The following is an 11,361-nucleotide window of genomic DNA, read 5'->3' as shown; positions in this document are numbered from 1 at the left end:
TAGTACTCGCCGTTGCGTACTGCGCTCTATGTTCATTCTGAACCAGCGCGGACCACATCGGAATGGGTTCAGGAGACTGCGGCCAGTTCGGTGGCCGCCAGCGGCGCGTCGGAACTGACCAGATAGCGCTGCAGGGTCGAGCGATCGTCGAGCACCAGCCAGTTGCCGCTGTCGGCGAACTGGGCCCGATCGGCCTTGGTGGTGATTCCGAAACCGGTCGCGGCGCCCTGGGCAGGCGACACCGGGATCGCACCGATCTTGCGCACCGCGGCCTCGGCGACGACCGCCTCGATCCGGGGATCGACCGCGACGGCGATCCGGTCGCCCGCCTCGGCGCCGCGACCGAGCAGCACGCGGGCCAGGCGGTTCGCCCAACGATCCAGATCGGCGTCGGCGAGCTGCCCCGCGACGATCGGCGCGTCGGAACGGCGACGCATCTGGATGACGTTGTCGGCGGGTGCGGTGACCACGGTGCTCATCGGATTCCCCTTGAAGGCTTGTCGGCGGGTGTTTTTTGCTACACCTCTAATCTCGTCTTCGAGAGGGGAACCCGACAGCAACCCCAGCGTTGGTGGGCCGACTCCCAGGGGGATCGATTACCACCCCTAGGGGGTCGAACCTCGGTCAGTGGGCGTTTCCGCCGATGCTGAAATGCGCGCCCGTGGGGTCGATCAGGCCGGCGAGGCGGCCGTAGGGGGTGTTCATGGGTTCGAAGGCGACGGTGCCGCCGAGGGCCACCGCGTGCTCGGCGGACTTGTCGACGTCGTCGGCGCCGAAATAGACCGTCCACGAGCCGGGGATGCCCTCGGCGAGGTGGCCGCCCGCGTCGAGGACGCCGCCGCCCATGGGCGGGACGGCGTGAATGGTGGTGTAGCGGAAGTCCGCGGTGTCGGCGATCGTCAGGGTGTCGGCCCAGCCGAAGACGTCGCGGTAGAAGACCAGGGACTCGTCGTAGGCGCGGGTCATCAGCTCGAACCAGGACGGGACGCCGACATGGTCGGTCCAGGTGCCGTCGGCGACGATGCCGACCGCTTCGAAGCCGGCGAAGGTGTCGGCCTGCCAGACCCCGACACCGATGCCGCCGACATCGGCGAGCACCGCCATCGATCCGAGATCGGCGACCGCCATCGGCTCGACGATCACGTTGCCGCCCGCCGCGCTCGTCTTCGCCGTCGTCGCCAGCGCATCGGGGGAGTTCAGATAGACGGTCCAGCGGTCGGGGTAGGGGTCGCCGGGATCGTCGTGGCGGCCCATCGCGCCCGCCACCGCCCGACCGTCCTTGCGCAGGGTGGTGTAGCCGCCGAATTCCTCGCCGCCGCGATCGGCGGTCCAACCGAACAGTTCGCCGTAGAAGGCGATCGCCCGGTCGAGATCGGTGGTGTAGAGATCGACCCAGGTGGGATCACCGGGTTTCGGGGTCAACGACATGACTTCTCCTCGGCTGAAGGGGGAGCTCGATCGAGACGCTGGCACGTTCGTGTGTCGGCATCGATCATGACGCGCCGACCGCCGAAAAGTCATCGCCGACAACCATTGCACCCACGCGACCTGCGGAGGAAGATCGGGATCGCGAACTACGGCGCGCCGAATACGACACAGAGTAGGACCCGCGCGGAATGCTGCGGCAGCACGGTTTACGATTCACTCCAACGCATGTCTGCTGCTGTCCGTCCTTTCCGGCGCGGCCGACGCTGCGAGTGACGTACAGGCATCTTCAGGAGGATCAGTGACTGCGGTAGAGCCCAGGCCAGTCCCTCAGTTGGAAGCGACTCGACCGTATCCGGCCCGGACCGGGCCGAAGGGCTCGTTCCTCTACAAGGCGGTCACCACCACCGACCCCAAGGTGCTCGGCACCATGTACCTGGTGACGGCGATCAGCTTCTTCATGATCGGCGGCCTCATGGCGCTGCTCATGCGTGGTGAGCTCGCACGTCCGGGTCTGCAGTTCCTCTCGCCCGAACAGTTCAACCAGCTGTTCACCATGCACGGCACGATCATGCTGCTGTTCTACGCGACGGCGATCGTGTTCGGCTTCGCCAACATCGTCCTGCCGCTGCAGATCGGCGCTCCCGACGTCGCCTTCCCGCGACTGAACGCGTTCAGCTACTGGCTGTACCTGTTCGGCGCCTCCATGGCGACCGCGGGCTTCGTGACCCCCGGCGGTGCGGCGGACTTCGGCTGGACGGCCTACGTGCCGCTCACCGACATCCTGCACTCGCCCGGTGTCGGCACCGACCTGTGGATCCTGGGTCTGGCCGTGTCGGGTCTGGGCACCATCCTCGGTGGCGTCAACATGCTCACCACCGTGGTCTGCCTGCGCGCACCCGGTATGACCATGTTCCGCATGCCGATCTTCACCTGGAACATCGCGGTCACCTCCGTGCTGGTGCTGCTCGCGTTCCCGCTGCTCACCGCGGCGCTGTTCGGTCTGGCCTACGACCGCCACCTGGGTGGTCACATCTACGACCCGGCCACCGGCGGCATCCTGCTCTACCAGCACCTGTTCTGGTTCTTCGGCCACCCCGAGGTCTACATCATCGCGCTGCCGTTCTTCGGCATCGTGTCGGAGATCTTCCCGGTGTTCAGCCGTAAGCCGATCTTCGGTTACACCACGCTGGTCTACGCGACGCTGGGTATCGCGGCGCTGTCGATCGCGGTGTGGGCGCACCACATGTACGCCACCGGCGCGGTGCTGCTGCCGTACTTCTCCTTCATGACCTTCCTCATCGCGGTCCCGACCGGTGTGAAGTTCTTCAACTGGATCGGCACCATGTGGCGCGGTCAGTTGACGTTCGAGACACCGATGCTGTGGTCGATCGGCTTCCTGGTGACCTTCCTCTTCGGTGGTCTGTCGGGCGTCATCCTGGCCTCGCCGCCGCTGGACTTCCAGGTCACCGACTCGTACTTCGTCGTCGCGCACTTCCACTACGTGCTCTTCGGCACCATCGTGTTCGCGACCTTCGCGGGTATCTACTTCTGGTTCCCGAAGATCACCGGCCGCATGATGGACGAGCGTCTGGGCAAGTGGCACTTCTGGACCACCTTCGTCGGCTTCCACACCACCTTCCTGGTCCAGCACTGGCTGGGCGCTGAGGGCATGCCGCGTCGCTACGCCGACTACCTGCCGTCCGACGGTTTCACCACGCTGAACACGATCTCCACGATCGGTGCGTTCATCCTGGGCTCGTCGATGCTGCCGTTCATCTGGAACGTCTTCAAGAGCTTCCGCTACGGCGAGGTCGTCACGGTCGACGATCCGTGGGGCTACGGCAACTCCCTCGAGTGGGCAACCACCTGCCCGCCGCCGCGCCACAACTTCTACGAGCTGCCGCGTATCCGGTCCGAGCGTCCCGCGTTCGAGCTGCACTACCCGCACATGGTCGAGCGTATGAAGGCCGAGGCGCACGTCGGCTGGGGCTCGGGTAAGCACAGCACGCACGTGTCCGAAGGCGCGCTCGCGAAGAAGTAGGACACCACCGAACGACAGGGTGTGCACCTGCTGGGTGACCAGCGGGTGCACACTCTTTTTGTGGGTAATCGAACGGAGCAGATCGACTTGGCCGACACCACAGTTCTCGTGACCGTCACCGGCCCCGACCGACCGGGCGTCACGTCGGTGCTGCTGGCGACGTTGTCCCGGCACCAGGTGAGCTTGCTGGACGTGGAGCAGGTGGTCATCAGGGGACGGCTCACCCTCGGGGTGCTGGTGTCGTGCCCCAACGACCCCGAGGCGTTGCAGGACGAGCTCGAAGAGGCGATGAACACCGTCGGCATGCAGGTCGACGTGTCCGTGGACGCGCAGATCGGCAAGCCGCCGATGTCGACCCACGCGGTCGTGGTGCTCGGCGCCCCGGTCACCGCGAAGGCCTTCAGCGCGATCTCGCGGGAACTGGCCACCGGCGGCGCCAATATCGACTCCATCCGTGGCATCGCCGACTACCCGGTGACCGGTATGGAACTCATGGTCACCGCGACCGACACCAGCGACGAAGGCGACGCGCGGCTGCGCACGGCCCTGGCCGAGGTCGCGGTCGCCGAGCGGGTCGACATCGCGGTGGAACGGGCGGGGCTGGCCCGCCGGGCCAAGCGCCTCATCGTGTTCGACGTCGACTCCACCCTGATCACGGGCGAAGTGATCGAGATGCTGGCCGCGCACGCCGGTGTGGAGGACCAGGTCCGCGAGGTCACCGAAGCCGCGATGCGCGGCGAGCTCGACTTCGCCGAATCGCTGCGTCAGCGAGTGGCCACCCTCGAAGGTCTCGACGAGTCGGTGATCGAGGAGGTCGCCGACCGGATCGAGCTCACCCCGGGCGCGCGCACCACGATTCGCACCCTGCGCAGGCTCGGCTTCCGCTGCGGCGTGGTCTCCGGTGGGTTCCGGCAGGTGATCGAGCCGCTCGCGCACGAGCTGGAACTCGATTTCGTGCAGGCCAACACCCTGGAGATCATCGACGGCAAGCTCACCGGGCGGGTCGTCGGCGAGATCGTCGACCGGGCGTTCAAGGCGACCGCGCTACGCAAGTTCGCCGCCGAGGCGGGGGTGCCGATGGAGCAGACCGTCGCGGTCGGTGACGGCGCCAACGACATCGACATGCTCAACGCGGCCGGGCTGGGCGTGGCGTTCAACGCCAAGCCCGCGCTGCGCGAGGTGGCCGACACGGCGCTGTCGCATCCGTACCTGGACGCGGTGCTGTTCATCCTCGGCGTCACCCGCGACGAGGTGGAAGCGGCCGACGCGCGTGACGGTGGCGTACGCCGGGTTCCGCTGCTCGGCCGGTAGCGTCACGCGGAATCGCGACCTCATCGACGTAGAGTGACCGCACAGGCACGTCGTCACCGCTCGTCATCGGGAGGTTGTTGTGCGCAGGTCATTTCTCGTCCTGGTCGCCCTGGCGGGTCTCGGCGGATTGACGGCCGGATGCGGTGGCGACGAGACCGAACCCTATGACGTCACCCTCCAGCCGACCGCCGTTCCGCAGTCCGCGGCCGAACCGCTGACGATCGAGCTGGCCGCCAACGGCAGCACGGTCGTGGCCACGGTGGGCCAGCGCCTGCTGGTGCGTCTGCCGCGAGATCCCGCGTCGACCGGCGAATGGGGCCTGGTCAACGCCGAGAAGGGCATCCTGATCGCCGACGGTGGGCCGACCAGTGAGGGCAACGCCACGGTGTGGCCGTTCCGGGCGATCGAGCGGGGCGTGACCGCGCTGCAGTTCACCTACGGGCCGTCCAACGAACCGTCGATCGGCCCCGAGCCGACCTTCATGGTGGATGTCCGGGTGAGCTGAACGCGGTAAGGCCACGCGCCCGCGCGATTAGGCTGGCGGGCGGACCGGTGTCGATCGAACGGGTGTTGTGGCATGAGTAGTGGGTTGGAAACCGAGGAGCAGGCCGAGGCGACGGTTCGCGACGAGGCGGCCGAATTCGCCGCTGCGCATGCGGAATTGGCACAGGGCTACGGTGGCATCGGCGACCCCGACGACCCGGCGATGGTGCAGGCGATGCAGATGGTGTTGCACATTCCCAAGATCGATCCGCCCGCCCGCAGCGCACTGCTGGAAGCCGCCGCCGCCGCGGCCGTCGCGGTGTGCCTCGACCCACGTTCGGGGCCGGGTGGGGAGTGGGAGCCGCGGTATCTCGCGTGGAAGCGGTCGCGGATCAGGAAGGTCGCCCGGCGTGCGCGTGGCGCCCAGTGGGTGGCCGCGGGTGACGTCGACGGGGTGACTGTCGATGTCGACGGCGCGCAGGCCCGTGCGTTCGTCCCCGGTCCGGTCGGGGAGATCGATCAGCGTGTCCGCAAACTCCAGATCGGCGGAACCGATCTCGAACACGACGAGCCCGGCCCGGTGGATCCGACGTTGCCGGTGCTGTGGGTGAACGCGGGGTTGACGATGTCGGTGGGCAAGGCGGCCGCGCAGGTCGGGCATGCGAGCATGTTGCTGGCGGGTGCGTTGCCGCTGGACGAGGCGGCCGCGTGGGCAGGGCGCGGGTTCCGGTGCGCTGTGCGCGACGCGGACGAACAGCAGTGGGTGGGCTTGGTGGCCGAGGTGGCGGCGGGTCGTGCGGTGGCTGTGCGCGACGCCGGTTTCACCGAGGTGGCGCCGGGCTCGATGACGGTGATCGGGGTGCCCTCACGGGAGTGATCGCACAGGAACACCAGACGAATCCGACAGCTACGTTGCGGTTTTCGCGACTCGCCGCGACAACGCGGTGTGGCGTGGGTGCCCCGGGGGTATACGTAACGGACAGCTTGGCACGTCGAGGTACAGGGAGGTTCCGCGATGATGACGACAATTGTGGTGATCCTGATCGTCTGGGTCGCGCTGTCGGTGCCTGTCTCTTTTGTCGCCGCGCGGATGTTGCGTAGCGAAGTTCGCACTGCGAATGACCCGTTGACGACCAGGATGGACGAATCTCGTACGGGGCGGTCGCTGCGCTGAGAGCCCGCGTGGGCCAAGATGGAGCGCGTGTCGCAACCCGATCCCGATTTGCTCATCGACTTCTCCGACGTGACCATCCGCCGCTCGGGCCGAACCCTGGTCGGCCCTGTCTCTTGGCAAGTAGAGCTCGACGAACGCTGGGTGGTGCTCGGCCCGAACGGCGCGGGCAAGACCTCGCTGTTGAGAATGGCCGCCGCCGAACTCCACCCGACCTCTGGTAACGCGAATCTGTTGGGGGAGACGCTCGGTCGCGTCGACGTCAGCGAACTGCGACCACGCATCGGCTTGTCCTCGGCGGCGGTGGCCAGCCGGATCCCGGTGGACGAGAAGGTCAGCGACCTCGTGGTCTCGGCCGGCTACGCGGTGCTCGGCCGCTGGCGCGAGCGCTACGAGGACATCGATACCGAACGCGCCGTCGACATGCTGGAAACCCTGGGCGCCGAACATCTTTCCGACCGCACCTACGGCACCCTGTCCGAAGGCGAACGCAAGCGGGTGCTGATCGCGCGCGCACTGATGACCGATCCGGAACTGCTGCTGCTCGACGAACCGGCCGCTGGCCTCGACCTGGGTGGGCGCGAGGAACTCGTCGAGCGTCTCGGCGATCTCGCCGCCGACCCCGACGCGCCCGCGATGGTGTTGGTGACCCATCACGTCGAGGAGATCCCGCCCGGCTTCACCCATGCGCTGCTCCTCAAGGAGGGTGAGGTGGTCGGCCAGGGGCTCCTGGGCGACGTGGTCACCGCCGAGAATCTGAGCAGAGCCTTCAGCCAGTCGATCGCCCTCGACCGGATCGACGGTCGCTGGTTCGCGCGGCGGGCGCGCCGTTCGGGCGGGCATCGGCGCCGGAACTGACCGCTGAGGGGAATCTCTCCGCACCGCCGACCAAGCGGGCGTTAGGGTGCTGAGAGGTCGGCTGCGCTCGCAGGAGTCAGCCGAGTGCGGCCGGGAGGCCGCGGTGTCGGTCGCCGAGCAGTCGGTTCGGTGGTGGAGAGGAACGGTATGAGTGAGTCCGGGGTCCCCGCGCGGGACGCGTCGACCGTGATGCTGGTGCGTGACGGCGAGGCCGGGATCGAGGTGTTCCTGCAGCGTCGAGTCAAGGCGATGGCGTTCGCCGCGGGGGTGACAGTGTTCCCCGGCGGTGGTGTCGACGCTGCCGACGGAACAGCCGATATCGCCTGGACGGGCCCCGAACCCGCGTGGTGGGCGAAGCGTTTCGCCACCGACGAACAGACCGCGCAGGCGCTCGTCGCCGCTGCCGTGCGGGAAACGTTCGAGGAATGCGGAGTGCTGCTCGCCGGTCCGACCGCGGACACTGTCGTCGACGACTCGGCGCGCTATCGCGAGGCGCGCGGCAAGCTCGAGCGCCGCGAACTGTCGCTCGCCGATTTCCTCGCGAGCGAGGGCCTGGTGTTGCGCGCCGATCTGCTGCGGCCGTGGTCGAACTGGATCACTCCCGAGGCCGAACCCCGCCGCTACGACACGCGCTTCTTCGTCGCGGTGCTCCCGCAGGGCCAGATCGCCGACGGCGCCACCTCCGAGGCCTCCCAGGTGATCTGGCGGACCCCGCAGGACGCCCTGGCGAGCTGGCGTGAGGGCGAACACGTGCTGATGCCACCGACGTGGTCGCAGCTCGACGCGCTGTGCGGGTTCGCCGACACCGCGGCCGTGCTGGCCGCCGAACGCGTCATCGAGTCGATCATGCCGAAGTACTCGCCGGGAGCGGGCGGTCGTCCGCTGTCGGACTTCCCCGACAGTGAACGGTATTTCGACGAGCTGCCGCAGTTGGGTGCATTCGGCGGCCGGTAGGTTGTGGCCCATGGCCGAATTCGTGACCCTCGAGCTGCCCGCCGAGCCGACCACCCGTGGCGTCGCGCTGTTGCGCATCGATCGTCCGCCGCTGAACCTCGTCGACGCCCAGCTGGCCCGTGAGGTGGCGGCCGCGGCGGCCACGGTGGCCCAGCATCCCGGGGTCTCTGCCCTGATCGTCTACGGCGACGAGCGGGTGTTCAGCGCGGGCGACGAGATGTCGGAGCTGGCCGCGCTCGACGCCGGTCAGGCCGCCGCCATGGCCGCCGATCTCCAGGCCGCGCTCGGTTGTCTCTCGCGGGTTCCGCAGCCGACGGTCGCCGCGATCACCGGCTACTGCCTCGGCGCCGGTCTCGAACTCGCGCTCGGCGCCGACCATCGGATCATCGGCGACAACGTGAAACTGGGTCTTCCGCAGATCAAAGCAGGCCTGATCCCGCTCTCCGGCATCCGCAGGCTCTCACTTCTCATCGGCGCCAGCCGCGCCAAGGACATCGTCTATACCGGCCGTTTCGTGGATGCCGAGGAAGCCGCGAAGATCGGGCTGGTCGACGAGGTCGTGGCCCCCGACGACGTTCTCACCGCCGCCCGCGCCTGGGCTGCCCAGTTCGTCACCGCCGCCCCGCGCGCCCTCGCCGCTGCCAAGGCGGTCTTCGAATCCGGGCCGCACGGCCACTCCACCGCCGTCACCGAATGGTCTGCCCTGTTCGACACCGACGACGCCCGCCTCGGCACGCGCACGTTCGCGGCCGACGGTCCGAACAGCGCTACCTTCACCGGAAAGTAGCAACTTACCGATAAGTTAATACCCGTTCCGGGCCGACCGGTCGAGTGAAAGGGCCGTCCCTCGTCCCAGCAGCGGCGTGCCGAGACACACATATTAGGCTGGCCTCTATGACGGTCCATCCCGACGACCCGGCGCCGAACCCCCACGCCACCGCGGCCCAGGTCGAAGCAGCGCGCAAAGACACCAAACTCGCCCAGGTCCTGTACCACGACTGGGAAGCGGAGACCTACGACGACAAGTGGTCGATCTCCTATGACGAACGCTGTATCGCGTATGCGCGCGGCCGGTTCGACCTCGCCGTCGGCCCGGCTCCGCTGCCGTACGAGCGCGCGCTCGAGCTGGGCTGTGGCACCGGATTCTTCCTCCTCAACCTGATGCAGGGCGGCGTCGCCAAGTCCGGTTCGGTCACCGACCTCTCGCCCGGCATGGTGAAGGTCGCGCTGCGCAACGCCGAACACCTCGGTCTGGATGTCGACGGTCGCGTCGCCGACGCCGAGACCATCCCGTACGACGACGACACCTTCGATCTGGTCTGCGGCCACGCCGTGCTGCACCACATCCCCGACGTGGAGCTGGCGCTCAAGGAGTGCCTGCGCGTGCTCAAGCCGGGCGGACGCTTCGTGTTCGCCGGTGAGCCGACCACCATCGGCAACATCTACGCCCGTCGCCTCGGCCAGGCCACCTGGAAGGTGACCACCGAGATCACCAAGCTGCCGTTCCTGTCCGGCTGGCGTCGTCCGCAGACCGAGCTGGACGAGTCCTCTCGCGCCGCCGCGCTCGAGGCCGTCGTCGACCTGCACACCTTCGACCCGAGCGATCTCGAGAAGAAGGCGAAGTCCGCGGGTGCCGTCGATGTGAAGGCCACCACCGAGGAACTCGCCGCCGCCCTGTGGGGCTGGCCGGTGCGCACCTTCGAGGCCGCCGTCCCCGACGAGAAGCTGACCATGCCGTACCGCCTGGCGCAGTACCGCGCGTGGCTGGGCCTGAGCTGGCTGGACGAGAACGTGCTGCGCAAGGTCGTGCCGCGCGAGTTCTTCTACAACGCGATGATCACCGGCGTGAAGCCGGGCGCGGCGCAGAAGTAGGTGGGCTACCGCTTCGGCCGCGACGATGTCGCCTATCTCGGCAGTGCGGCAGGCCGTGCCGCGCTCGCCGAGGTCGACCGGCTGGAGCTGACCCCCGCGACGCACCTGCGCGATATCGAGCAGGTGCGTCGTTCGCACGGCGACTCGGCGCCCGCGCTGATCGAGACCGTGCGATTGCGTCGCAAGGCCGTGGTGAAGCTGCCCGCGGCGGGCGAGTGGTTGTTCACCGACGACTCGCTGCAACAGGCGACACCCGCGCTGGTGGCCCGGCGTCGGGCCGCTCGATTGGCCGGTCGCGCGGTCCACGACGTGACCTGCTCGATCGGTGCGGAACTGTCCGAGCTGGCGGCGGCCTGTCCGGCGGTGGTCGGCAGCGATCTCGACGATGTCCGCTTGGCCATGGCCGCCCACAATCTCGCAGCCGTCGGTCGAAACATTGTGTTGGCCAAGGCCGATGCCCTCGTCCCGACCACTCGCGACACCGTGATCATCGCCGATCCGGCTCGTCGAGCCGACGGTCGCCGGACCTACGATCCCGCGAAGCTCCAACCCCCGCTGCCGGATCTGCTCGCCGCCTACGCGGGCCGCGATATCGCCGTGAAGTCGGCTCCCGGCCTGGATTTCGATCGCCTCGGCTGGGATGGCGAAGTGGAGGTCGTCTCCCTCGACGGCGCCGTGCGCGAAGCCTGCCTCTGGTCACCCGGCCTCACCGAGTCCGGCGTCACCCGCCGCGCCACCGTCCTGGACTCCCGTGGCGGCGCGACAACTCTCACCGATGCCGCCCCCGACGACATCCCCGATCGGGCTCCCGGCGAGTGGATCATCGACCCCGACGGCGCTGTCGTCCGCGCCGGTCTCGTTCGCCACTACGCCGCGAAACACGGCCTCTGGCAACTGGACCCACAGATCGCCTACCTCACCGGCGACACGGTCCCCACGGGCATGCGCGGCTTTCGCATCGAAGGCCGCTTCGAACTCCGCGAGAAGACCCTGCGCCAGGAGCTCGCCCGCCGCGACTGCGGCTCTCTGGAAATCCTCATCCGCGGCGTGGACGTCGATCCCGATGCCCTGCGCAAGAAGCTCAAGCAGCGGGGCTCGACGCCGTACACCCTGGTGATCACCCGTATCGGCCGAGCCGGCGTCGTGTTCCTCTGCCGAGCAGTCGCGCCCACCCACTGACAGCTCACGTGTCGGTGCCCGCACCTAGTCTGTCGTCAGAGACAGCCGGACACGAAAGGTGCGC

The 11,361-nt window shown here is 68.2% G+C and carries 12 protein-coding genes; 10 read left to right on the top strand and 2 right to left on the bottom strand.

All coding sequences use genetic code 11. The features are described 5' to 3' along the window. Nucleotides 1–68 precede the first annotated feature (68 nt). Nucleotides 69–479 carry an AMP-binding protein gene (locus OHS03_RS20705; RefSeq protein WP_328656339.1) on the bottom strand — a complete coding sequence of 137 codons (411 nt, stop codon included), beginning with the start codon at nt 477–479 and terminating at the stop codon, nt 69–71. 145 nt (nt 480–624) lie between these two features. Continuing rightward, a complete protein-coding gene (locus OHS03_RS20700) occupies nt 625–1,428 on the bottom strand; it encodes a VOC family protein (RefSeq protein WP_328656337.1) in 804 nt (267 codons plus the stop codon). Nucleotides 1,429–1,726: 298 nt separating this feature from the next. Here OHS03_RS20700 and ctaD point away from each other — a divergent pair, with 298 nt between their 5' ends. From ctaD to OHS03_RS20650, 10 genes are all read left to right on the top strand, one after another. Then, nucleotides 1,727–3,469 (top strand): aa3-type cytochrome oxidase subunit I, encoded by a 1,743-nt coding sequence (ctaD, locus tag OHS03_RS20695; RefSeq protein ID WP_056812289.1) that lies wholly within the window; start codon nt 1,727–1,729, stop codon nt 3,467–3,469. An 81-nt stretch (nt 3,470–3,550) separates the two neighbouring features. Further along, nucleotides 3,551–4,780 carry a phosphoserine phosphatase SerB gene (gene serB / locus OHS03_RS20690; protein WP_131816594.1) on the top strand — a complete coding sequence of 410 codons (1,230 nt, stop codon included), beginning with the start codon at nt 3,551–3,553 and terminating at the stop codon, nt 4,778–4,780. 79 nt (nt 4,781–4,859) lie between these two features. After that, nucleotides 4,860–5,285, top strand: coding sequence for a hypothetical protein (locus OHS03_RS20685; RefSeq protein WP_328656335.1), 426 nt, complete (start codon nt 4,860–4,862; stop codon nt 5,283–5,285). Between the two features lie 72 nt (nt 5,286–5,357). Continuing rightward, entirely contained in the window at nt 5,358–6,140 is a 783-nt protein-coding gene (locus OHS03_RS20680) for an aminoacyl-tRNA hydrolase (RefSeq protein WP_328656332.1), read from the top strand. A 138-nt stretch (nt 6,141–6,278) separates the two neighbouring features. Next, the gene (locus OHS03_RS20675; protein WP_328656331.1) at nt 6,279–6,437 is read left to right on the top strand and encodes a hypothetical protein; all 159 of its coding nucleotides are present in this window, start codon (nt 6,279–6,281) and stop codon (nt 6,435–6,437) included. 18 nt (nt 6,438–6,455) lie between these two features. After that, entirely contained in the window at nt 6,456–7,292 is an 837-nt protein-coding gene (locus tag OHS03_RS20670) for an ABC transporter ATP-binding protein (protein ID WP_056812283.1), read from the top strand. A gap of 147 nt (nt 7,293–7,439) precedes the next feature. Continuing rightward, nucleotides 7,440–8,246: an NUDIX hydrolase gene (locus tag OHS03_RS20665; RefSeq protein ID WP_062983988.1), complete on the top strand. Its 807-nt coding sequence runs from the start codon at nt 7,440–7,442 to the stop codon at nt 8,244–8,246. A 10-nt stretch (nt 8,247–8,256) separates the two neighbouring features. Continuing rightward, entirely contained in the window at nt 8,257–9,033 is a 777-nt protein-coding gene (locus tag OHS03_RS20660) for an enoyl-CoA hydratase-related protein (protein ID WP_056815776.1), read from the top strand. A gap of 107 nt (nt 9,034–9,140) precedes the next feature. Continuing rightward, a complete protein-coding gene (locus OHS03_RS20655) occupies nt 9,141–10,118 on the top strand; it encodes a class I SAM-dependent methyltransferase (RefSeq protein ID WP_056812277.1) in 978 nt (325 codons plus the stop codon). Then, nucleotides 10,119–11,297: a THUMP-like domain-containing protein gene (locus tag OHS03_RS20650; RefSeq protein ID WP_328656329.1), complete on the top strand. Its 1,179-nt coding sequence runs from the start codon at nt 10,119–10,121 to the stop codon at nt 11,295–11,297. Nucleotides 11,298–11,361 lie beyond the last annotated feature (64 nt).

It is taken from the genome of Nocardia salmonicida (genome assembly GCF_036142455.1).
GTDB lineage: Bacteria > Actinomycetota > Actinomycetes > Mycobacteriales > Mycobacteriaceae > Nocardia > Nocardia salmonicida.
The sequence above is the reverse complement of the archived record's forward strand: the minus strand, read 5'-3'. Positions and strand labels throughout refer to the sequence as shown.